Below are 24024 nucleotides of genomic sequence, written 5' to 3'. Positions count from 1 at the left end.
AAATCAGGGTATTTCAATAAGAGTACTATCAACAGGAAAACTCTCTTTCTCCCATTTAATAATTCCACCTTTTAAATGAAAAACATTGGTATACCCTCTTTTTTTCAAAATTTCCAAAACCGAAGCAGACCGTTTTCCTTCGGTACAATAAACTAGGATTTTAGTTTTTTTATTAACCTTGGCCACTACGTCCAATAATATAGATTTTTGTCCGGCATAAATATGATCCGGTATCCTATGCTTCTGATATTCTTCTTTGCTTTGCACATCCAATAACAATACATTCCCGGAGGTGTTTAATATTCGGTAAAAATCGCAACATAACAATTCTCCCTGCCCGCTGGCTTCGCTCCGAAAAAAAAGAAAAATAAGTGTGATTACCAGAAAATACCGCATAACTTAAACAATAAACAAATCTTCAATAATACCGTCAATGACAAACCATCCCTTACGTGTAGCCCGAATGTGTCCGTTTTCAAATTTGAGAAATTCTCTATTGATCCACATATTCACCTGTTTTTCTACATCTTTGAAATACTCATTAAAACGGACTTTCATCTCTTCCTTACAAATTCCCCGGCCGGTTCTTAAGCCAAGCATAAGCTTTTCATTAAAACGATCCTGAGCACTCAATATTTCATAAGAATATCCGGGCTGATATCCTTTGCTGATGTATTGGTGCAGGTCCGGTTTGTTCCAATACCGTTTATCGCCATCGAAAGAATGGGCTCCGGGCCCCAGTCCTAAATAAGGAATTTCGTTCCAGTAAGAAGTATTGTGACGGGAATAGAACCCATCTTTGCAAAAGTTTGAAATCTCATAATGTTCAAACCCCAATTGCTTAAACCTGTCATGGATTTGCCAAAACAGTTTTTCGCTTTCACTCTCCTCTATTTCCAGAAGTTTTTTAGCAAGCTTTTCTTTCCCGAATTTAGTTCCCGGTTCAATAGTCAGATGATACGCCGAAATATGTTTCAAAGGATAATCTTTTACAATTTCAATATTTTCAAGCCAATCCTCAGCAGTACTCCAGGGTAAACCATAAATCAGATCAATACCCACATTTTGGAATCCCTCATCAAAAACCTGTTCCAATACCTGAAAGCTTTGCCGGGCATTATGTCTTCGTCCCATCATTTTCAGATCTTCATCCCTGAAACTTTGGATTCCTATACTCAACCGGTTAACACCAATCGTTTTTAATCCCTCCAAATATTCACGATTCAAATCATCCGGATTTACTTCAATCGTTATTTCGGCATTATCAGAAACGGAATAACGACTATATAAAAGCTTTATTAGATGGAATAATTGATCTAAAGAAAACAAACTTGGAGTACCGCCTCCAAAATAAATGGTCTCAATTTTGGTGTTTTTTTCTAAAAAAAAATCCTTTCTATCAACAATTTCACTGGAAAGATTTTCCAAATATTGCACTCTGTATTCAAGCTTTGTACTTTTGAAAAAATCGCAATAATGACATCGCGATTTGCAAAACGGAACATGTAAATAAATGCCAGCCATATGGTTTTCCGAATTATATTTGCATTCTGTTATCAAGAGGAAACATTTTAATTGGCATTTTGATCAAAAAAATCTTGGAAGCCCCGCCATTACTAGAAAATGTTCCACGTGAAACATTCAAAGTCAAAAGGTTATCAACAGTAATCAACCGGTTATTAACAACTTTGTCAACATGAAAAAATTAACACAACTAGCTATAAACTACAAATTTACAATAATAACACTCGCAACAATATTGTTTTTAAGCCTTAAGACCAGTAAGGATTTTAACACACCATGGTTTTTAGATTTTCCTCACTCTGATAAATTGGTTCATTTTGGCATGTACGGATTCTTAACTTTAATTTATTTAATAGAGAGAACTGCGTACTTCAGGGTAAAGTCTGAAACAAAGAAATTAAAATGGGTTTACACAATCTGGATTGTAATAACCGGGGCTATAATTGAAATTGTGCAACCCTTAATTGCCGGCAGAGAAAAAGACATAATAGATTTTGGAGCCAATACATTTGGAGTTATCATCGCATATATTGCCTTTTCTTTGTTGAAAAGATATTACAATTTCAACAAAATATTTTCGTCGTGACCCATTCGCTCAATGATATCTCCCACTGTTTCACTGCTGAAGTAGTCCATAACTTCCTTCCTCACCTTGCTGTAACGGTCATGAACCGGGCATCTTTCTTTTTTGTCGGCTGATCCCTTGCAACTTCCGTTACCAATAAGACAGGTTTCAAAAACACCTGGACCATCTATTATTTCCACAATATCTAACAAAGTAATATCTGCCGCATTGCGGGCCAGATAAAACCCGCCGGTAGGTCCTTTAAAACTTCTCAAAAGGTCTTTCCTTACAAATATTTGAAGTATTTTGCTGAGAAACTGCATAGGGATTCCTAATTCCCTGGCGATAATACGGGCATTTACCCGACTTTCTTCACTGCCCTTAAGACCAATAAAAATGATAGCACGAACAGCATATTTACAAGTTGTTGATAGCATAATATTTATGAATTGGATCGTTTATTTTTCCATTGTTTACTAAAAGAGGTCGATGGAAATTTGGGAAACAACCTCTTGTCCCCTAACAAATTATGAATTCCTGCTAAGTTACTCATTATATTTTTAAAATTTCCTCCTCCGATATCCATTAAATGACGTGATTTTAGACCATTGCCTATCCCCCTCATTACCAATTTTTCCGCAACAGGTCTCAACCCTTTATCAACAGCTTTTTTACGGTTTTTCAACAATAAATCAGGCAAGGGAATTTTCACAGGACATACTTCAGCACATTTACCGCACAAAGAGCTGGCAAAGCTCAAATGCTGATACTCCTTCAATCCTCTCAAATGCGGAGTGATCACAGATCCTATGGGACCACTGTAGACAGAATTGTAGGTATACCCGCCGATATTTTTATAGATCGGACAAGCATTTAAACAAGCTCCACATCTGATGCATGCCAATGCTTCAGAATGATCGCCTTCATTGTAAAGAGTTGATCTTCCATTGTCAAGTAAAATAACAACCATCCTTTCAGGTCCATCTTTTTCATCTGATTTTCGCGGTCCAAAAATAACAGAATTATACACAGTAACTCTCTGTCCTGTTCCGTGTGCAGCCAATAAAGGCCACATTAAATCCAAATCATGGTAGGAGGGTAAGATCTTTTCAATACCGGCCAAAACAATGTGAACCTTTGGTAAAGAAAAGGATAGCATACCATTTCCTTCATTCTCTGTCAAGGCAATAGCACCTTCCCTGGCCAACAAAAAATTCGCTCCTGTCAATCCTACCTTAGCGCTTTTGAAAGATTCTCTTAATTTATTTCGAACGTATTTGGTAAGATATTCAGGAGTAGCATCGATGGGGGTACCAAATTTTTTATTAAAAAGATCGGCAATATCCTTTCGGGATTTGTGCATGGCAGGCGTAACAATGTGGTAAGGTTTTTCACCAGCCTCCTGAACAATAAATTCACCCAAATCGGTTTCAATTGACTTTACCCCGGTTTCTTTCATACGTAGGTTAACATCAATCTCTTCGGTTGTCATTGATTTGCTTTTAACCAGCGTATCTGCTCCGGTTTCTCTAATTATTCGGGAAATAATATTAAGGGCTTCTTCCCCATTTTCGGCCCACTCAACTTCAGCTCCATTGGCGATTGCATTATTTTCAAATTCCAATAGGAATTCAGACAAATGCTTAAGAACATTTCTTTTTAATACAGCAGCCTTATCTTTGGCCAATTTAATATTTTGATAACGTTTATGTCCCTTCTCTACAGCCAAATCATATTTTGAAATATTAAAGCTGATGGTAGCTCTGTGTTTATAATCAAAGCTTACTCTTTCAGCATCTTTCAAAAATCTATTCTCTGTTCTATCAGACATTCAATTGGTTTTGGAATAAGAGCTTCCTGTTTATTTTACAAAATTCCGTAAGGGACATGTTTAAAGAGGGTTAAATGTTATTTAACTGGAATTTTATCTATCCTCCTTTTGTGTCGGCCACCTTCAAAACCTGTGGTAAAAAAAGCAGTGACAATTTTCATAGCTTCCTGCTGTTTCATAAAACGTCCGGGTAATGCACATATATTTGCATTATTATGAAGCCTTGCCAAATAAGCAATTTCCGTATTCCAGCATACAGCTGAGCGGATTCCCTGGTGCTTGTTAACAGTCATACTAATGCCATTGCCACTGCCACAAATAGCTATACCAACCTCGCACTCACCCTCTTCAACTGCCTTGGCAAGCGGATGGGCATAATCAGGATAATCGGTACTATCATCCGAATCTGTTCCAAAATCAATCACTTCAATGCCTTTTTTCAACAATTCACCTTTCAAAAACGTTTTAATGTTGAAACCGGCATGGTCGCTACTTATACCTATTTTATTGAAAAGCATATATTTTTTGGTTCAAATATAATAAATTCTGGAGCTTATATTTGCGTTTGATAACATGTTAATAACTGGTTCGTTTTTGGTAATTACTTTTAAAAAATTTCTCTTGGATTTTATAAAATATATCACATACCCTGAATGAAAAAGTCCATACCAAAAATTAATCATCTTTTTTCTGATTAACTTTTTCACAGTTTTCAAATCAGTAATGAACTGTTAGATCTGATTAATTTTTAAATTTGTACCGGGTTAACAACTGTTGAAAACATCAGATAATACTTTGATTTTTATTTTTTTAATGGGTCTTATAACCGGTTGATAACTGTACTGCCAAATGTTCATAGCAATATGAAACAACAAAAGTTCAGAAAATTTACCAACAGTTTCAACAGGCTTATAACACCATCATACTTTTTATAAATCTTTTATAATATGAATATTAGTAGTGAATGGAAGAAAAAAGGATTCGTTGATGAAACGATTCCTGTAGATGTGGATTTGATTGAAGCTATTAATGAACTGAAAAAAGAGAAGAATGCTCTTTTGATGGCACATTATTATCAGGATAATGAAATTCAGGACATTGCAGACTTTGTAGGAGATAGTTTAGCCCTGGCTTGGGAAGCTTCCAAAACTGATGCGGATATTATTTTGCTGGCCGGTGTTTTATTTATGGGAGAAACCGCAAAGATTTTATCCCCTCAAAAAAAGGTTTTAGTGCCCGATTTTAACGCCGGATGCTCCCTGGCGGATAGTTGCCCCGCTGAAGATTTTAAGGCTTTTATAAGGCGGTATCCGGACCATATAGTGGTGACCTATGTTAATACTACTGCCGATGTAAAAGCGTTATCTGATATTGTTGTTACCTCAACCAATGCAGTGAAAATTATCAACAGTATTCCAAAAGACAAAAAAATTATTTTTGGCCCTGACAGGAATCTTGGTAATTATCTTCAAAGTATTTCCGGACGTGAAATGGTGATATGGGATGGTGCCTGTCATGTTCATGAAAAATTTTCAGTTGAGAAAATCATAGATCTGAAAAAGGATTATCCGGATGCCGAAATTATTGCCCATCCCGAATGTAAAAAACCTGTACTTACTATTGCTGACTTTATAGGAAGTACAGCTAGTTTATTGAAACATACTCAAACGGCTGATGCCGATCAGTTTATTGTAGCTACGGAATCAGGGGTAATCCATCAAATGAAAAAGGCTTCTCCGGATAAGGCTTTTATTCCGGCACCTCCCTCCGACTCTACCTGTGGCTGCAATGATTGTGAATTTATGCGACTCAACACCCTTAGAAAAATTTATTTGACTCTAAAGTATGAATACCCAGAAGTTCAGGTTGCTGAAAATATTAGAAAAGAGGCCATTAAACCTATTGAAAAGATGTTTGAACTGTCGGAAGGGTTATTGAATAGATAAATTTTTTTAGAAATGTTTTTATCTTACTGTTAAATTGGCACTTGAATTTTTTTGATGCAAAAAACTTTTTATACCTGAGCCTTGTTTTTTGTAATCACACCCTTTTTTCGGCTATATTTTTTTAACTTTAGCGTTTAAGAATATTTGCAGGAGTTGTTTTTATTTCTGTGTTATGTATTCGGATTTAATCATTTATTTCAATCCGCTTTACCGGATTTACCGGGTATAAAATGCTTTTAAATGGATGGGATAACGCTTTTACTTGTAGAGGATAATGTTTTGAATCAGAAACTCATATTTCTTACTTTATCGAAGTATGGATTCAACATCGATGTTGCCAATAACGGAAAGGAAGCCTTAGATAAATTAGATTCCAGAAGTTACGATATTATTCTTATGGATCTTATGATGCCAGTAATGGATGGTCTTGAAGCCACCCGAAGTATCAGGGATCGGGAAAGGGACAGAGCAGATAAAAACATTATTATCGGACTTACTGCCAATACCTATGATGCCGACAGGGATAAGTGTTTGAGTGAGGGGATGGATGAATATATGGCCAAACCTTTTGACATTGAGAAGTTTCAGGAAATTATCAGCAGTTTTGGTTTTGAAATGACTTCGGTTTAAAAAAGTGAGATGGATTTTGATATTCGGAATGCCGGGGATGAACCGGCTCGTGAACCTGATGTAGAACAAAAATTACGACCGCTTTCGTTTAATGATTTCCGTGGGCAGTTTAAAGTTGTTGAAAACCTTGAAATATTTGTTCAGGCTGCCCTTATGAGAGGAGATGCGCTTGATCATGTTTTGCTTCACGGCCCACCGGGGTTAGGGAAAACTACTCTTTCAAATATTATTTCTCATGAATTAGGAGTTGGGTTTAAATTAACCAGCGGACCTGTTCTTGATAAACCCGGAGATTTAGCCGGAATTCTTACCTCCCTTGAACCAAATGATGTCCTTTTTATCGATGAGATCCACCGGCTTAGTCCAATTGTTGAGGAATATTTATACTCAGCTATGGAGGATTTCCGTATCGATATCGTTATTGACAAAGGTCCCGGAGCTAAAAGTATTCAAATTGAGCTTAATCCATTTACTTTAATTGGTGCTACCACACGTAGTGGATTACTCACCAGTCCTCTGCGCGCACGTTTTGGAATTAATTGTCACCTTGAATACTATGATGTGGATGTATTAAAAGGGATTGTTAAACGGTCCTCCGATATTTTGGATGTGCCCATTTTATCAGATGCTGCTGCTGAGATTTCAAGAAGGAGCAGGGGGACACCGCGTATCGCCAATGCATTGCTACGGAGAGTAAGGGATTTTGCTTTGGTAAAAGGTGATGGCACAATTGATATGCCCATTACCAAAATGAGTCTTGAAGCGCTTAATATTGATCAATACGGTCTCGATCAAATGGACCATAAGATATTGTTTACAGTAATGGATAAATTTGATGGAGGCCCTGTAGGACTTACCACCATTGCTACTGCTATTGGGGAAGATTCAGGTACCATTGAAGAAGTTTATGAACCTTTTTTAATAAAAGAGGGCTTTATGAAAAGGACCCCTCGTGGCAGAATGATTACCCCAATGGCTTACCGGCATTTTGGAAGAGAACCCGGTTCAAGTCAGGCTTCGCTTTTTTAATTATCCTTTTAACTAAATATAATGTCTCTAAGTCTTAAAAAACTTGCCGGAGAAACCATGATCTATGGCGCATCTACCATGCTCGGGAGATTGCTGAACTGGTTTTTGATGCCATTTTATATCAGGACTTTAACTACTTATGAGTACGGTGTTGTTGTTAACTTTTATGCTGTTATTTCTGTTTTACTTGTTGTATTGACCTATGGTCTTGAAACCGGTTTCTTTAGGTTTTCAGGAAAAGGTTATCAGGAGAATTCAATTTTTAAAACCCTGATTTCGTTACTTGCAATTACCAGTGGCACATTCGTTTTACTTGGATTTTTCCTAAATGGTACCGTAAGTGATTTATTTTATGGAGGTGATCATGCTCTGGCTATTTTATTGGTTTTTTTAATCCTTGGTATTGATTCTTTTATTGCTCTTCCTTTTGCAAGGCTCAGGCTTAAAAACCGTCCCGTTAAATTTGGTATTATTAAACTTGTGAACATAGGGAGCAACATCTTTTTTAATTTACTGTTTCTGTTACTAATTCCTTATCTGATAAAACAAAACATTCTTGAAGGAGATTTTGTGCTTATTTACCAAAAGTTTAATGGTGTTTTTTATGTATTTCTTAGTAATGCCTTAAGCAGTGTTATCACCTTTTTGCTATTAATACCTCAGATCTTTCACATAGGTTCACACGTAGATTTTTCTATTTTAAAACCCATTATGGTGTATTCATTGCCTGTGTTGTTTGTTGGGATTACAGGAATGATTACTCAAAATATCGATAAAATTCTACTTCCTGCTTTATTAAAAAACAGTGGTTTTAGTGAATTAGCTGTTTATGGTGCTAATTTTAAGATTGGTGTATTGATGAGTTTATTTACCCAATCGTTTCGATTTGCTTTCGAACCTTTTTTCTTTAAAAACAAGGAAAAGGGTATGAAGAGTTATGCTTTGGTGATGGATTATTTTATCTTTTTTGGTTTAATAATTTTTTTGGGCGTTACGCTCTTTCTTGACGTTATTAATATCGTTCTAACCCAGGAATATATAGCTGGTAATAACATTATTCCTGTTATTCTTTTAGCTTTGCTGTTTTATGGTATTTATTTCAATTTGTCTCTTTGGTATAAGTTAACTGATAAAACCTGGATCGGAGCTATTTTCGGAACCATTGGTGCAGGACTTACTGTCATTTTAAATATCCTTCTTGTTCCTGAAATAGGAGTTTTGGGTTCAGCTATTGCACTTTTAGTTGGATATTTTGTTATGATGGTTGTTTCATGGATTATCGGTCATAAGCATTATCCGGTTCCTTATCAGCCCAGGAAGTATTTAATATATTTTGTTTTGGCTGCAATTGTTTTTTTTGCAGCAAAAGAGATCAACATAGAAGAACAATTTTTTTCCTATCTTTTTAAAGCAGTTATATTTGCTTTATTTATTGGTTCATTTTTTGTAATTAAGAGGTATGATAAAGATAAAATTAGTCAACCGGAGTAACAACGAAGTCCCTGAATTTGCAACAGAAGGGTCTGCCGGTGTGGATTTAAGAGCTTTTTTAAAACAATCTGTTCGTCTCAAACCACTTGAAAGAGCTATGGTTCCAACAGGTTTATTTATTGAATTACCTAAGGGTACTGAGGCACAAATACGCCCCAGAAGCGGTTTGGCTGCCAAAAGTGGAATTACAGTTCTTAATTCCCCTGGCACCATCGATAGTGACTACCGGGGAGAGATAAAAGTTATTTTGGTCAATTTGTCTAATGATGAATTTGAAATCAATAATGGAGACAGGATTTGTCAGATGGTTATTCATCGTTATGAAACTTTTGAATGGGATACAGTAGAAGAATTGACTGAAACCATCAGGGGTGAAGGCGGTTTTGGACATACCGGCGTCTAACTTTTTAAATACGTAGAGAAAATAAGCTGAATTTAATGAAAAACGTTTTTTACATACTGGTAATAGTTGTTTTAAGTTCTTGTAGTGTTATTAAAAAAAGTAGGGTGGAGGGTAAAGTCGATAATTTAGATTTTTCCAATGTTGATGTTCAGCTTAATGATGAACAAGAACGAAAATTTAATTATTATTTCTACGAGGGGATAAGGTATAAAGCAATTAATGAACCCAATAAGAGTTTTATGTATTTTGCTGAAGCTCTTAAGATTGATTCAACTTGTTCTTCCTGTGCATATGAGCTATCAAGGTTATTACTCGGTAATGAGAATATAGAAGAAGCTGAAAAGCTAATGAATAGGGCTGTAAAATACAGTCCCGGAAATAGATATTACGTAACTTTACTTTCAAGGATCTATCAAAACAATGACAAAGGAGAGGAAGCTGTAAAAATTGCCGAAAGATTAATTGAATTAAATGATCCCGAGGTTGATGATTATTATTTTGTAGCCCAGGTTCAGGTTCAAAATGGTTTGTATGAAAAAGCCATGGTCAACCTTAATATAATTGAAAACCTCGTTGGAATTAATGAAGGATTATCTTTTGAAAAATATCAGATTTATTTAAAAAATGATGAGATTAAAAAAGCTGAAAATGAGCTTTTAAAATTAATAGAAAAATTTCCAGGTAACAGTGATTACCACATTTATTTAGGTGATTTTTATCTCGAACAAGGAGATAATAGAAAAGCTAAAGAACAATATACAAAGGCGCTGGATAAAGATAAGGACAATGGAAAAGTCCATTTTTCCATGGCCAATTATTATATGCAGATGGGGGATACTGCCCGGTTTAAAAGTGAATTATTTGAAGGTTTTGGGTCTAAAAATATTGAATTTGATAGTAAGTTTAGACGATTTATGCCTTTTGTAGCTCAAAGGAAGAAGGAAAATAACCCCCTAAAACAAAAAGATATTGAAAAAATTTTTGAGATTTTGATTGATACACATGCTTATGAAGCTAAAACTTACGGGGCTTACGGTAATTTTCTTACCTCAATAAATAAAAAAGAAGAAGCCAAAGATCTTTTTGAAGAGGCTTTAAATATTGATGCTTCTCAATCTGAAATCTGGCAGGAATATCTCTTTTTGATTTCCTCCATTCAGGAGAATGATTTGCTTTATGAGAAATCCTCCGAAGCTGTTAAATTTTTTCCAGAAATACCGCTTTTTAGACTTTTTCAAGGTGTTTCTATGTTCCAAATGGATAAATTAGAAGGGGCTGCCACTACAATGGAGAAAGGTCTAGAAAACGTTGAAGATAACCCAGGTTTAAAGGGACGTTTTCATGCCTATTTGGGAGATATTTATCACTCACTGGGTAATATCGAAAAATGTTTTTCCCATTACGATAAAGCACTTGAAATAGACGAAAATGATGTTATTGTGCTTAATAATTATAGTTATTACCTGGCTTTGAGAGGAGAGAATCTTGATAAAGCCGAAAATATGAGTGCACGCACTGTTGAATTGGAACCCGGTAATGCTACTTATCTTGATACTTATGCCTGGGTTTTATTTAAAAAAGGCCGATATAGTGAGGCCAAATTTATTATTGAACGAGCTGTAGACAATTTAGAAGAACCATCGGGTGTTGTTATTGAACATTATGGTGATATATTATTTAAAAACGGAGATGTTGAAGGTGCAGTTGAAAAATGGAAGAAAGCCATTGAAATAGGTGATCATTCTGAACTTATTAAAGAAAAAATTGAAAAGAAAGAATTTATTGATGGGGAGGAATAGTGTTTTTGTTGTCCTTTTGCTGATGATTTTTTCTGGTTGCAAAACCGGGAAATTTGTTTTTCAAGACAATGAATTTGAACGGTTAAAACAAGCTGAGGTATTAGAAAATATTTCGGCAAATAACAGCAACATTAAAAATGTTTTTTTCCGGAGATCCAGTATTAAAATGGATTCTGAAAAAGGTATTCAGACTTTCAGGTCAAATATTTTTATTTATCCTGATAGTTTTATCAGAGTTAGTGTTCTTGCACCTATGGGGATAGAATTAGCCCGAATTTCATTTGAAGATAACCGGATAAGAATACTTGACCGGATGAACCGGGTTGTTATTTATAGTAATTATAATGAGGTGTATAATAAATTTGGGGCACATTTGAATTTCGATATGCTTCAGAATATTTTGCTTGACCGGGCTTTTAGTTATCATCTTTCGAAAGGTATTTCTCTTGAAGATTACCATTTCTCTATTGATGAAAATCAGTATTTTTTATCCTCAATGAAGGAAAGGCAATATCAGAAATTAGTTTCAAAGAGGCAATTTGAAGATGTTGTTTATCAGCGTATATGGATTGATCCTTCACTTTTTTTAATGCGCAGGACAAAACTAGCCTTGTCGGAAAAATCCATTAATTTGGACATTAAGTATGGCGAATATATTAAGCAGGATATTGTTGGATACTTTCCTGAATCCATTAAAATTGTTGGAAACGATGAGCAACAAAATCAGGTAACCGTCACCATTTCGCACAGCAACATAAGATTTAATGACGATAATGGTATTTCTTTTAAAATACCCAATAAGTATGAGAAAATATATCGCTAAATTTATTGTTTTAGGGTATGGTATTTTTCTTTGCCTTAATGTTTCGGGGCAAAGTATTGAAAAGCTTCGGGATGAGCGGGAAAGCCTTCTTAATGAGATATCCGAGACATCCCGGTTAATAGAAGAGAAGAAAGAAAACAGGTCAGATAATCTTAGAGAGTTGAATTTGATTGACCGGGAAATTCAATCCAGGGTAAAACTTATCAATAACTTTAAAAAAGAAATTGATCAACTTGATAATCAAATAGAAGTAAATCAAATGTTGGTCAATGACCTGGAGAGCGATATTTATAGGATTAAAAAAGAATATGCCAGCCTCGTTCGTGATTCTTACAAAAGGAAAGGTGAACTGAATCAACTTATGTTTTTATTTAGTTCCGGTGATTTTAGCAAGGCCTATTTAAAATACAGGTTGTTTAAGGAATATAGTCGGTATCGACAGCGTCAAGGTGAAATTTTAATTGAATCCCAATCCAAAGTGCAAGCGCTTGTTAAGGAAATCCAACAGCAAAAATCTGAAAAGGAAAGTGTATTGGGAGACATTGAAAATGAAATTAGCAGGCTGCAAAACAATAAAAACAGAAAGAACCGCTTGGTTCAGCGTTTAAAAACTGAACAACAATGGCTTCAAAAAAGTTTGAAGGAAAAGCAAGCAGCTGCTGCTGAACTTGAAAACAGAATTAAGGAATTAATTGCTTCTGAAAAGGATGTCAACATTAATGCTGCAGAATCTTCAGAATTTTCTGATCAAAGGGGAAAATTAACCTGGCCTGTTGAAAAGGGTGTCATTATTAACCCATTTGGAGAGCATCGGCATGCAGTGTTGAAAAATGTAACCATTAAAAATAATGGTATTGATATACAGGTTTCCGGGAAATCAAATGTATTTTGTGTGCATCCCGGAAAAGTTTCCACTGTTGCTGCCATACCTGGTTTGAATAAGGCTGTTATTGTAAGACATGGTAAATATTTAACTGTTTATGGTAATTTAGTTGATGTTTTCGTCACAAAAGGCGATATTGTTGCTTCCGGGCAGGTTATTGGTAAAGTTTATCACGATGAGAGTGAAATGCAAGAGATTTTACATTTCGAAATATGGGAAGAGAATACCAAACTTGATCCTGAACAATGGCTTTTACGTTAATTATGAAAAAAATATGACTAATTTAGAAACCCTTTTCAAGGATGTAAGTATAAAATAGTGTAATTTAGCGATATAATTTTTAATTGGGCCAGATTCAAAATTTGTGGTAGTGAATAAAATGGTTTTCAAATCTGAAATTAAGAACATTAACCTTGTAGAAAGGTTGATAGATGATATTTCCGCCAAGTACGAGATTCATAGTGATGTATATGGCAAGTTATTACTTGCTGTTGTGGAAGGTGTAAATAATGCCATTGTACATGGTAATAAATTGGAGAGCGATAAGGATGTGGTGGTAGAATATGAAATTTCCGACAAAGAAATCCAGTTTGTCATCTCTGATAATGGTCCTGGCTTTGATTATAAAAGTTTACCTGATCCTACCACTCCGGAAAATATTGAAAAGACTCATGGACGAGGAATTTTTCTTATGAAACATTTAGCCGATGATGTTGAATTCAATGATAAAGGAAATGAAGTTAAAATTGTTTTCAATTTAACTTAATTAACGTGGCTATTTCCTTTTCTACATACGATGTTTCCTATAATGTACCAGATAAGGATAAGATAGATAGTTGGATTTGTGAAGTTATTGAAAATGAGGGATATAGGTGTGGTGATATTCACTATGTTTTTTGTTCTGACGAGTATATTTTAAAAACTAACCGCGAATATCTTAATCACGATTACACTACAGACATTATTACTTTTGATTATTCTACCCGCCGTAAAATTTCGGGTGACGTTATTATAAGTATTCCTACCGTTAGTCTTAATGCCGAGCGATACAATGTTTCCTTTCATCAGGAATTATTGCGTGTCATTATTCATGGTATTCTTCATTTAATAGGATACAAGGACGCAACCGAAGAAGAAAAGGAACAAATGCGGAAGGCAGAAAATCTTTCCTTATTGTTTTTCGAAACAAATTTTTAGCAAAACTGTTAACTTTGCGGTTTATTTTATTTTTGAGTTCTTATGGATTTCAATTACGATATTATTGTAGTAGGAGGTGGTCACGCTGGTTGTGAAGCAAGCTCTGCAGCAGCAAAACTTGGAGCAAAAACTTTGTTGATCACAATGGATTTGAACAAAGTTGCCCAAATGAGCTGTAATCCCGCAGTTGGAGGTATTGCTAAAGGACAAATTGTTCGGGAAATTGATGCACTTGGAGGATATATGGGATTGGTTACTGATGCCTCTTCCATTCAGTTTCGTATGCTAAACCGATCTAAAGGTCCTGCTATGTGGAGTCCCAGATCGCAATGCGATAGGATGGTTTTTAGCTCTGAATGGAGAAAGCAATTGGAAAAAACTGATAATTTGTTTTTTTGGCAGGATACGGTAGTGGATGTTGATTTTTCAAAAGAGGATTCCTTTATTGTTTCCACGGCGCAAAATGTTGATTTTACCTGTAAAAAAGTGATTCTTACCAATGGTACTTTTCTGAATGGATTAATGCATATTGGAAAAGTTCAAATGGAGGGAGGGAGGATTTCAGAACCGTCATCCAAAGGTTTATCCAATAAATTTCTTGAAAGGGGATTTAGAACCGGGAGAATGAAAACCGGAACCCCTGTTCGAATTGATGGAAGAACCGTTGATTTTAGTAAAGTAAAAGAACAGCCTGGTGAAACTGATTTTTATAAATTTTCCTTTTTACCTGTTAGTAATAAGAAACTCAAACAAAGGAGTTGTTATCTTACCTATACCAATCCTAATGTGCATGAAAGCATTAAGGAAGGGCTTAATCAAAGCCCTATGTACGATGGAACCATTCAAAGCATTGGGCCCAGATATTGTCCCAGTATTGAAACAAAAATTGTAACCTTTCAAGGGAAAGATGAACATCAATTACATTTGGAACCGGAAGGAGAGGAGACCATTGAATTTTACTTGAATGGATTTAGTAGTTCTCTGCCTTTAGAAACACAATTGGCTGCCTTGAAGTCCATACCTGGATTAGAAAAAGCTTCCATATTTAGGCCCGGTTATGCTATTGAATATGATTTTTTCGATCCTACACAATTATATCACACTCTTGAAACCAAAAAAGTAAAAGGTTTGTATTTTGCCGGTCAAATTAATGGTACTACAGGATATGAAGAAGCAGCGGCCCAAGGATTGGTAGCAGGTATCAATGCAGCTCTACATTTAAAAGGTGCGGATGAGTTTATTCTTTCCAGGGATGAAGCTTACATTGGAGTGTTAATTGATGATTTGGTAACAAAGGGTGTCGATGAACCTTATCGAATGTTTACGTCAAGAGCTGAATATCGTATTTTATTAAGGCAGGATGATGCCGATATTCGTTTGACTTCAATGGGAAGGGAAATTGGATTGGTAGATGATTACCGTTTTCAACTTTATAATGAAAAGAAGGAATGGAGAGATAAGATCTTTAGGTTTTTGGAAGATTATCGAATTTCTCCGGATGAAATTAATGATTGGTTAAAAATGAAAGGTACCTCCGGACTCAAGCAAAAAGGAAAAATTAGAGATTTGGTTGTACGTCCTCAAATTAATCTTCCGGAATTAGTTGAGAGTGTTTCTGCTTTTAAAGAATTGTGTGAAGAATTACCTAACGATAGGAGACTTGAAATTTTAGATGGTGTGGAAATTTCTATTAAGTATGAAGGGTATATTAATAGGGAAAAAAACATGGCCAAAAAGTTAAAGAGGCTGGAGAATCTTAAGATCAAAGGGAAGTTTGATTATAATAGTATTAAATCTATTAGTACTGAAGCCAGACAAAAACTATCTAAGATAGATCCTGAAACCATTGGGCAAGCCAGTAGGATTAGCGGTGTTTCTCCAAGTGATATTAATGTACTTTTAGTGCTTATGGGAAGGTAATGTTCCACGTGGAACATATACGATAAATTTGAGGGGTTTTATAAAGCATTTATAACCTATTTGGAATCCTGTGGAGATTTTGAGTTTTTTTAGTTAAAATGCTTTTTAAGCCCTTTTTTAATATATTATGCACTTGTCAAATTTAAGCATCCGGTTCATTATTTAATAAGTCATCTTTAAAAGCAGTTTCAACCTAACCGTTAAAGTGACGTTATATTTTATGGATGCGCCATCGTAATTAACTTTCTCCCGCAATATATGTCTAATGATTATTAGAGATGATGCCTCTAATAACAGTTCGTATGAATAGCAGTAATAAGAATTGAACCATTAATTCATTTTATATCCTATGGAAAAGATAGAAGGGAATATCATAGATATTCACAAGGAAGAGATTTTTCCCGGTATTATTTATTTCTCTCAAAATGGGATTGATCGTATTGAAAAAATAAATAAAGTCTTTAATCATTACATTTTACCAGGATTAATTGATTCGCACGTTCATATAGAGAGTAGTATGCTGGTTCCGTCTAATTTTTCACGTTTGGTTGTTCCACGTGGAACAATAGGGGTGGTAACCGATCCTCATGAGATAGGAAATGTTTTAGGTGTTAAAGGTGTTGAGTATATGATTGAGGAATCTAAAAACACACCCCTAAAGTGCTTCTTTGGGGCTCCTTCTTGTGTACCTGCTACGCCTCTTGAATCTTCAGGAGCCGAAATAGACTCCGGAAAAATTGAAAGTTTATTGGACAAAGAGGATGTGTTTTTTCTCAGTGAAATGATGAATTTTCCAGGAGTTATTAATGGAGACAAAGAAGTTTTGGCAAAACTTGATGCTGCAAAAAAAAGGAATTTACCCATTGACGGACATGCACCAGGGTTAAAAGGTAAGGGATTGGAAAAATATGCAGCAGCAGGTGTTTCGACCGATCACGAATGTTTTGAACTGGATGAAGCTCTGGAAAAGATCAGCAATCGAATTAAAATTCAAATAAGAGAGGGAAGTGCCGCAAAAAACTTCAATGCATTAACTGATCTTTTTGACATGCATCCTGATCAATTGATGCTTTGTACAGATGATAGTCATCCTGATGAATTAATTCATTCAGGACATATTGATAAGCTTATTAAGTTGGGATTAAAAAAGGGAATTGATCTCTTCAAATTGCTTCAGGCTGCTTCTCTTATCCCTGTAAGGCATTATAATTTACCTGTAGGTTTGCTCCGAAAAAGTGATCCTGCCGATTTTATAGTGATTGATAATCCTGCTGATTTTAATGTGCTGGAATCTTACATTAACGGTAAAAAAGTTTACCATAGAGACCAGGGACTTTTATTTGAAAGGGTTTCTGTATATAGTGCTAATCAGTTCCTGCCACACTTTATTGTAAAAAATGACCTTCTTGTTCGGGTTCCTGAAGGTGCCCAAAAAGCAACCATTATAAAATGTTTCGAAGGAGAACTGGTAACCGATTCTTTTCAAATTGATGTTTCTGACCAAAATTATCTGACGTACAATACTGAAAATGATATTTTGAAATTAGTGGTGATAGATCGCTATCAAAATAAACCTGTATCTGTTGGTTTTATTAATGGCTTTGGATTGAAAAAAGGAGCCATTGCGTCCTCTGTTGCTCACGATAGCCATAATGTAGTAGCTATAGGAACCAATGATGAGGATTTAGTTAATGCCATTAATGTCGTCATGGAAAACAAAGGTGGGCTGGCTGTAACAAATCAGGAGTATAAGGAAATATTACCTTTGCCTGTAGCCGGATTAATGAGCGATAAAGAAGGGGAGGAAGTAGCAAAACTATATTCCCATCTTGAAGAAAAAGCAAAAGGATTTGGTGCAAAACTGAAAGCTCCTTTTATGACCCTTTCATTTATGTCATTGTTAGTTATTCCAAAATTAAAACTGGGAGATAAGGGGCTTTTTGATGGTGAAAAATTTGAGTTTATTTCAATTTTTGAATAGTGTAAATGGACAACCAAGAGCGCAAACAGGAATCTTACTTAAAAGAATTAATAAGGGTTTTACCCGATAGCCCCGGAGTTTATCAATACTTCGATGATTCCGGAAAAATAATTTATGTAGGCAAAGCCAAGAATCTGAAAAAAAGAGTTTCATCCTATTTCTATAAAGAACCAGACAATGCAAAAACCCGAATTCTGGTTCGAAAAATAAGAGATATCAAACATATCGTTGTTAATTCTGAACAGGATGCGCTTCTTTTAGAAAATAATCTCATTAAAAAATATCAGCCCAGGTACAATGTACTGCTTAAGGATGATAAAAGTTTCCCGTGGATTGTGGTGAAAAACGAACCCTTTCCCCGGGTTTTTTCAACACGGCAAATTATTAAAGACGGAAGCGACTATTTTGGACCTTATACAAGTGCTTTAATGGTAAAGACACTTATCGATATGTTTCGTCAGTTGTATCCTTTACGTACCTGTCGCCATGCACTCACAGAAGAAAATATTTCGAGAGGAAAGTTTAAAGTCTGTCTTGAATATCATTTAGGAAACTGTAAGGGACCTTGTGAAGGGTTGCAAGCGGAGGAAGAGTATCAAGAATACATTTATGAAATCAAAAACATTCTTAAAGGTAATGTTTCATCGGTTTTGAAATATATGAAAGAAAGCATGATGAAACTGGCTGCTGAGTATAAATTTGAAGAAGCTGAAACCATAAAAAGGAAGCTTGAAATTCTTGAAGGCTATAAAAGCAAATCCACAATTGTAAATCCTAAAATCAATAATGTAGATGTGTTTTCTATAATTGATGATGAGAAAAATGCCTTTGTGAATTTCCTCAAAGTGGTTAATGGTGCCATAATTCAGGCGCATACCATCGAGTATAAAAAGAAAATGGATGAGGACGTCGCTACTCTTTTACCCATGGCTATTGCGGATATTCGTGAAAGATTACACAGTAATGCATCTGAAATTCTTGTTCCTTTTAAACCTGATGTTGAGTTTGAGGGTGCTAAATATTTGATTCCTAAAATCGGGGATAAGAAAAAACTCCTTGAATTATCGGAGAGAAATGTGAAGTATTACCGACTTGAGAAACTCAAGCAGCAGGCTAATCAGACCAAAACGCCTAAAGAGGTTCGCTTGCTTGAAACAACAAAGAAAGATTTAAGATTGAATAAATTGCCTGTACATATTGAGTGCTTCGATAATTCCAATATACAGGGTCATCATCCGGTGGCGGCTTGCGTAGTATTTAAGAATGGTAAACCATCTAAAAAAGATTATCGTCATTTTAATATTAAAACGGTAGAGGGACCCAATGATTATGCTTCCATGGAAGAAGTGGTTTACCGCCGTTACAACCGTTTACAAAATGAAGGGGAGTCGCTGCCTCAACTGGTCGTAATTGATGGGGGAAAAGGTCAGTTAGGAGCAGCAGTAAATGCTTTACGTGATTTAAAATTGGATGAACAAATTGCCATTATTGGTATTGCTAAGCGGCTGGAAGAAATTTTTTATCCGGGAGATCCTGTGCCTTTATATCTGGATAAAAACTCTGAATCATTAAAACTCATCCAGCATCTAAGAAATGAAGCCCACCGTTTTGGTATTACCTTTCATCGAAATAAACGAAGTGGGGCATTCCTGAAATCTAAACTTGAGGAGATTCCGGGAGTTGGACCTGAAAGTATTCGTAGGCTTCTCGAAAAATTTGGTTCTGCCAGGGGCGTTGAAAAAGCCGGGAAGGAAGAACTTGCACAAGTTGTAGGAAATAGCAGGGCTGATAAGATTGTTTCTTTCTTCAAAAAATAAGATTCAAAAAAAGTGAATATCAATAGGGCATTACGCCCTTTTAGGTATCTGGGGAGCGCTGACAATGCACATTCCAACAACTATAAAAAATTAAAAATCACATCGAAAAACACTTAAGTGTGAGGTTAATTTACATCACAATCGGATTTCTTTGCACTTGATTTTCTAAAAATTGCTAATAAAAAATACAAAATATGCTTCACCGCCCGATTCTATGAGGATTCCAACACTACTTCAATTGGGCGACTTGTTAAATTTTGAACTTTTGACTTTTTTTTCTACTGCCTTCTTAATATTTTATTTTTTTAAAACATACTCAGCAAAATCCCCTTTTTGATTTCTTCATCAAATTCATTTAATACTTCCTGAATTACTTTTTTGTTGTGAAGATTTGTTCTTATTGAATGTGCAATTTTTCTGATCTTATCTTTTTCGGGGTGATTGGTATTTATTTCGATTTCGGAAATAATTCCCTTTTGAACTTTTAGTTTGGATGCAAATATGTAATTGTTTGATTTAATTCGTTTAGAGAATTCATAAACGGGACTATACCCATAATTCCATTTCCAGGTATTATACTTTTCAGATTTAAGTTTTTCTATTTTCTCAAGATCTTCTTTCGAAAAGGCATAAGGAACAGTGTTGAATTTTTTTTCGAGAAATGAACCTATGTATTGCAAAAACTCGGCAATTGAATGATCTGTATTTATTAACTGCGAAATATTAATTACCTCACTTCTGACTGATTTTACAGATTTATCTTTGAATTTAATCGCATCCGCTTTTAGACTTTCGGTTAATACCTCCAGGTTACTATTGAAAAGCAATGTACCATGGTGCATGGCTCTTGATTTGTATACATGGCAGGCATTTCCGGAAATTTTCTTGAAACCGGCAAGTAAGTCGTTTCTTTTCCCATGGCGCGCATCCACACCGTAATCTTTCAATGCCTCAACCACGGGTGTTGTAGCTCTTACAAAATCTACCAGCTGCCCGGGTTTTCCATTTTCAATTATACAGTAATTAATATTTCCCTTGTCATGATAGACAGTTCCACCTCCTGATAATCTTCTGTAAACCGGAATATCATTTTTTTCTAAATATTCAAGATTTATTTCAGAAAGTGTGTTCTGATGTTTGCCGACTATCACTGATGGACTATTTATATAAAAAAAAATTATGTTTTTCGTGTGATTACGAAGTAAAACTTCTTCGGCAGCAAGATTGAATGCCGGATTGTCATTTTGACTTGTTATAAATAAAGTATTCCTGTCCATAGTACAATGTTGAAAAAAATATGAAAATCTAAGCGGTTTAAATGTTAAAACAAAGGTTTAAATAAAAGTCATAAAGAATTAAAAAACAAAATAATAAAAATAGTAAAATAGTATTTTAAAACTGCTTACTTCTTTTACTAAACTAGAGTAATATGGTCTATGTTCTTTTAAAATGGTAAAAGAATTGCCATTTTTATCGGTTTGATGATAAATGTAAAGAATAAAAACCAAAAAATGTTTATATGAGAGTCGTTATACAAAGAGCTGCCCGGGCAGCTGTAACGATAAATGGAAAAGTGACACGTTCAATAGGAAATGGGTTAATGATTTTACTGGGCATTGAAAATGCCGACGGAGAGGAGGATATATCCTGGCTGGTTAAAAAAATTGTTAATCTCAGAATTTTTGATGATGAGAATGGTGTTATGGATCGCTCTGTTATTGATGTGGATGGTGAAATAATGGTTGTCAGCCAATTTACCTTACATGCCAGAACCAAAAAAGGCAATCGGCCTTCTTATATTGATGCTGCCAAACCTGATGTTTCAATTCCGTTGTATAAGCAGTTTACGGATACATTGACGTCAGCACTGGGGAAAACCGTTGTTACAGGTGAATTCGGTGCTTCAATGGCCGTAGAATTGATAAATGACGGACCTGTAACCATTATTATTGATTCTAAAAATAAACAATAACGAAACATGGAGCTCAAAAAGGCACAACAAATGGTTGATAACTGGATCAAAGAACATGGCGTCCGGTATTTTAGTGAATTGACCAATATGGCTGTTTTATCGGAGGAAGTTGGTGAACTTGCCCGAGTTATGGCCAGGGAGTTTGGTGATCAGTCTTTTAAAGAAGGAGAGGTAGCCAATCTAGAAGAGGAGATGGCAGATGTTCTTTGGGTTTTGATATGTCTGGCCAACCAGACAGGGGTTGATCTTACCGAAGCCTTTCAAAAGTCCATAGACAAAAAGACCCGTAGAGATAACATAAGACATAAAAACAATCCTAAATTGAAATAAAATGGAAGAGACGGAACAATTGCTCGAAAAATATGAACCGGCCTTTGAAAAGGTGCCTGAATGTCCTGTAAATTGGGATTTATCAGCATTAAAGACAGAAGAAAACCTTAAAAAGATTTTTTCTTTTATCGACCTTACCACCTTAAATTCCACAGATAGTGCTAATTCTGTTCAGGATTTTTGCGATAAGCTGGTATCGTTTGAAAAGGATTTTCCCGATATGCCCATGGTAGGGGCCGTATGTGTCTATCCTGTTTTTGCCAGTGTATTGAAAGCCAGACTTAAAAATATAGATGTTAACAGGGCTGTGGTTTCAGCCGGATTTCCATCGTCTCAAACTTACCTGGATTTAAAGGTATTGGAAACTAAAAAAGCATTGGATTTTGGTGCTAACGAAATTGATATTGTTATCTCTGTTGGAGAATTTCTGGAAGGCAATCATGAATTTGTTATGGAAGAGATAAAGCGCATAAAATCAGAAATGGGGGATGCACACTTGAAGGTAATACTTGAAACAGGCGCTTTGACCTCAATTGAGAATATTTGGGAGGCATCCATTATTGCCATGGAAGCCGGAGCTGATTTTATCAAAACATCGACCGGAAAAATTAGTCCTGCGGCTACACCCGAAGCCGCATGGGTTATGGTTCACGCAATAAAAGCATATCATGAAACCACCGGAAAAGTAATTGGATTTAAACCCGCAGGAGGGATTAGTACTTCCGAAGATGCACTGATTTATTTTAAACTAGTAAAAGATATATTGGGAGAGGAGTGGCTGACTTCTGAACGTTTTAGAATTGGTGCCAGCCGGTTGGTCAACAATTTGTTAAGTGATATATCCGAATTACAGGGAAAACCTTTTTCGCCTTATTTTTAAACTTTTCTGGTAGTCGTAAAATGGACCAACTCAATGAGTCCTTCCCTTGCTTCACTTTCGGGAAATGAATTGAGGATTTCAAGGGCTTTATCACGGTATTCAGACATTTTTGTACGAGCATACTCAATGCCTCCGTTGTCTTTAACAAATTCGACAATGGGGGCAATTTTTTTCTCATTTTTGTGATGTCGTCGAATGGTACTCAATATTTTCCGCTTTTTTACTGAAGGCTGTTGTTCCAAAACATGGATCAAAGGAAGTGTCATCTTTTTTTCCTTCAGATCGTTGCCAGTTGGTTTTCCTGAGATGTTGGTTCGCTCATAATCAAGTAAATCATCGCGAATCTGAAAAGCAATTCCCAGGTTTTCACCAAAATCGTGCATTTTTGATATGGTTTCTTTTGAAGCTCCTGAGGATAAGGCACCGGCTCCGGTACAAGCAGCAATAAGCGTGGCGGTCTTTTTGCGGATGATTTCGTAATAAACATCTTCAGTGATGTTCAGTTTTCTCGATTTTTCAATTTGAAGCAATTCACCTTCACTCATAGCTTTTACCGCTTTTGAGACAATCCTCAAAACCTCGGTCTGGTCTTCTTCCAGTGAACGGATCAATCCCATGGCCAGGTAATAATCGCCTACCAAAACAGCAATTTTTGATCGCCACAAAGCATTTATGGAAAAAAATCCGCGACGCTGATAGGTTTCATCAACCACATCATCGTGAATCAGTGTGGCATTGTGAAGCAACTCAATCAAACCGGCAGCGGTGTAGGTGCCTTCACCAACTTCACCACACAATTTAGCCGATAAAAATACCAGCATTGGGCGCATTTGTTTTCCTTTTCTGCGTACAAGGTAATTAGTGATGATGTTCAGAAGGGGAATTTTGGTATCGAAATTTTTTCTGTAATAGGGTTCGAAACGCTTCATTTCCACCTCTATGGGAGATGTTATTTTGGATGATAACTTCATTTAATAAATTTGTCTGTTGGCTTTTCGTTCTA

General features: G+C 35.7%; 24 protein-coding genes. 17 read left to right on the top strand and 7 right to left on the bottom strand.

Annotated elements, in window-relative coordinates; genetic code table 11:
- Positions 1 to 3: 3 nt before the first annotated feature.
- The gene (locus DDZ16_RS09875; protein ID WP_109264284.1) at positions 4 to 396 is read right to left on the bottom strand and encodes a rhodanese-like domain-containing protein; all 393 of its coding nucleotides are present in this window, start codon (positions 394 to 396) and stop codon (positions 4 to 6) included.
- 3 nt (positions 397 to 399) lie between these two features.
- The gene (gene hemW, locus DDZ16_RS09870) at positions 400 to 1524 is read right to left on the bottom strand and encodes a radical SAM family heme chaperone HemW (protein WP_109264306.1); all 1125 of its coding nucleotides are present in this window, start codon (positions 1522 to 1524) and stop codon (positions 400 to 402) included.
- Positions 1525 to 1696: 172 nt separating this feature from the next.
- Between hemW and DDZ16_RS09865 the strand changes: the two genes are divergently transcribed.
- Positions 1697 to 2110, top strand: coding sequence for a VanZ family protein (locus DDZ16_RS09865; RefSeq protein WP_109264283.1), 414 nt, complete (start codon positions 1697 to 1699; stop codon positions 2108 to 2110).
- Here the strand turns inward: DDZ16_RS09865 and DDZ16_RS09860 are convergent.
- The 3 genes from DDZ16_RS09860 to rpiB form a co-directional block, all read right to left on the bottom strand.
- Complete coding sequence (locus tag DDZ16_RS09860; RefSeq protein ID WP_109264282.1) at positions 2080 to 2526, bottom strand: RrF2 family transcriptional regulator; 447 nt, start codon at positions 2524 to 2526, stop codon at positions 2080 to 2082. The genes DDZ16_RS09865 and DDZ16_RS09860 overlap by 31 nt on opposite strands.
- 5 nt (positions 2527 to 2531) lie before the next feature.
- On the bottom strand, positions 2532 to 3920 hold the full coding sequence (locus DDZ16_RS09855; protein WP_109264281.1) for a lactate utilization protein B: 1389 nt from the start codon (positions 3918 to 3920) through the stop codon (positions 2532 to 2534).
- A gap of 77 nt (positions 3921 to 3997) precedes the next feature.
- A complete protein-coding gene (rpiB, locus tag DDZ16_RS09850; protein WP_109264280.1) occupies positions 3998 to 4438 on the bottom strand; it encodes a ribose 5-phosphate isomerase B in 441 nt (146 codons plus the stop codon).
- 429 nt (positions 4439 to 4867) lie between these two features.
- On the opposite strand from rpiB, the gene nadA reads away from it, so the two are divergent.
- From nadA to uvrC, 13 genes are all read left to right on the top strand, one after another.
- Complete coding sequence (nadA, locus tag DDZ16_RS09845) at positions 4868 to 5866, top strand: quinolinate synthase NadA (protein ID WP_109264279.1); 999 nt, start codon at positions 4868 to 4870, stop codon at positions 5864 to 5866.
- A gap of 240 nt (positions 5867 to 6106) precedes the next feature.
- Complete coding sequence (locus tag DDZ16_RS09840; RefSeq protein WP_109264278.1) at positions 6107 to 6496, top strand: response regulator; 390 nt, start codon at positions 6107 to 6109, stop codon at positions 6494 to 6496.
- Between the two features lie 9 nt (positions 6497 to 6505).
- Positions 6506 to 7525, top strand: coding sequence for a Holliday junction branch migration DNA helicase RuvB (ruvB, locus tag DDZ16_RS09835; RefSeq protein WP_109264277.1), 1020 nt, complete (start codon positions 6506 to 6508; stop codon positions 7523 to 7525).
- A 21-nt stretch (positions 7526 to 7546) separates the two neighbouring features.
- Entirely contained in the window at positions 7547 to 9016 is a 1470-nt protein-coding gene (locus tag DDZ16_RS09830) for a lipopolysaccharide biosynthesis protein (RefSeq protein ID WP_109264276.1), read from the top strand.
- Complete coding sequence (gene dut / locus DDZ16_RS09825) at positions 8985 to 9419, top strand: dUTP diphosphatase (RefSeq protein ID WP_109264275.1); 435 nt, start codon at positions 8985 to 8987, stop codon at positions 9417 to 9419. The genes DDZ16_RS09830 and dut overlap by 32 nt, the downstream gene beginning before the upstream one ends.
- 35 nt (positions 9420 to 9454) lie before the next feature.
- A complete protein-coding gene (locus DDZ16_RS09820) occupies positions 9455 to 11218 on the top strand; it encodes a tetratricopeptide repeat protein (protein ID WP_109264274.1) in 1764 nt (587 codons plus the stop codon).
- 166 nt (positions 11219 to 11384) lie between these two features.
- Complete coding sequence (locus DDZ16_RS09815) at positions 11385 to 12041, top strand: DUF4292 domain-containing protein (RefSeq protein WP_158275643.1); 657 nt, start codon at positions 11385 to 11387, stop codon at positions 12039 to 12041.
- The gene (locus tag DDZ16_RS09810) at positions 12022 to 13185 is read left to right on the top strand and encodes a murein hydrolase activator EnvC family protein (protein WP_109264272.1); all 1164 of its coding nucleotides are present in this window, start codon (positions 12022 to 12024) and stop codon (positions 13183 to 13185) included. Before DDZ16_RS09815 ends, DDZ16_RS09810 begins: the two co-directional genes overlap by 20 nt.
- A 118-nt stretch (positions 13186 to 13303) precedes the next feature.
- Positions 13304 to 13690: an ATP-binding protein gene (locus DDZ16_RS09805; RefSeq protein WP_109264271.1), complete on the top strand. Its 387-nt coding sequence runs from the start codon at positions 13304 to 13306 to the stop codon at positions 13688 to 13690.
- 5 nt (positions 13691 to 13695) lie between these two features.
- A complete protein-coding gene (gene ybeY, locus DDZ16_RS09800; protein WP_109264270.1) occupies positions 13696 to 14121 on the top strand; it encodes an rRNA maturation RNase YbeY in 426 nt (141 codons plus the stop codon).
- Between the two features lie 42 nt (positions 14122 to 14163).
- Entirely contained in the window at positions 14164 to 16041 is a 1878-nt protein-coding gene (gene mnmG / locus DDZ16_RS09795; RefSeq protein WP_109264269.1) for a tRNA uridine-5-carboxymethylaminomethyl(34) synthesis enzyme MnmG, read from the top strand.
- A gap of 349 nt (positions 16042 to 16390) precedes the next feature.
- Positions 16391 to 18022 (top strand): adenine deaminase, encoded by a 1632-nt coding sequence (ade, locus tag DDZ16_RS09790; RefSeq protein WP_109264268.1) that lies wholly within the window; start codon positions 16391 to 16393, stop codon positions 18020 to 18022.
- 5 nt (positions 18023 to 18027) lie between these two features.
- Positions 18028 to 19839: an excinuclease ABC subunit UvrC gene (gene uvrC, locus DDZ16_RS09785; protein WP_109264267.1), complete on the top strand. Its 1812-nt coding sequence runs from the start codon at positions 18028 to 18030 to the stop codon at positions 19837 to 19839.
- A 305-nt stretch (positions 19840 to 20144) separates the two neighbouring features.
- Here the strand turns inward: uvrC and DDZ16_RS09780 are convergent, their stop codons facing one another.
- Positions 20145 to 21116 (bottom strand): lipoate--protein ligase family protein, encoded by a 972-nt coding sequence (locus DDZ16_RS09780; protein WP_109264266.1) that lies wholly within the window; start codon positions 21114 to 21116, stop codon positions 20145 to 20147.
- Positions 21117 to 21358: 242 nt separating this feature from the next.
- Here DDZ16_RS09780 and dtd point away from each other — a divergent pair, with 242 nt between their 5' ends.
- From dtd to deoC, 3 genes are read left to right on the top strand one after another with little or no spacing between them, the layout of a single operon-like run.
- Complete coding sequence (dtd, locus tag DDZ16_RS09775) at positions 21359 to 21811, top strand: D-aminoacyl-tRNA deacylase (protein WP_109264265.1); 453 nt, start codon at positions 21359 to 21361, stop codon at positions 21809 to 21811.
- Between the two features lie 6 nt (positions 21812 to 21817).
- Positions 21818 to 22141 carry a nucleotide pyrophosphohydrolase gene (locus DDZ16_RS09770; protein WP_109264264.1) on the top strand — a complete coding sequence of 108 codons (324 nt, stop codon included), beginning with the start codon at positions 21818 to 21820 and terminating at the stop codon, positions 22139 to 22141.
- 1 nt (position 22142) lies between these two features.
- Positions 22143 to 23021 carry a deoxyribose-phosphate aldolase gene (gene deoC / locus DDZ16_RS09765; protein WP_109264263.1) on the top strand — a complete coding sequence of 293 codons (879 nt, stop codon included), beginning with the start codon at positions 22143 to 22145 and terminating at the stop codon, positions 23019 to 23021.
- Here deoC and DDZ16_RS09760 read toward each other — a convergent pair.
- On the bottom strand, positions 23018 to 23992 hold the full coding sequence (locus DDZ16_RS09760) for a polyprenyl synthetase family protein (RefSeq protein WP_109264262.1): 975 nt from the start codon (positions 23990 to 23992) through the stop codon (positions 23018 to 23020). The two genes, deoC and DDZ16_RS09760, sit on opposite strands and share 4 nt — an antisense overlap.
- Positions 23993 to 24024: the final 32 nt, after the last annotated feature.

The organism is Marinilabilia rubra, assembly GCF_003121985.1.
Classification (GTDB): domain Bacteria; phylum Bacteroidota; class Bacteroidia; order Bacteroidales; family Marinilabiliaceae; genus Marinilabilia; species Marinilabilia rubra.
Note: the sequence above shows the minus strand (reverse complement) of the source record. Positions and strands in the feature narration are given on the sequence as shown.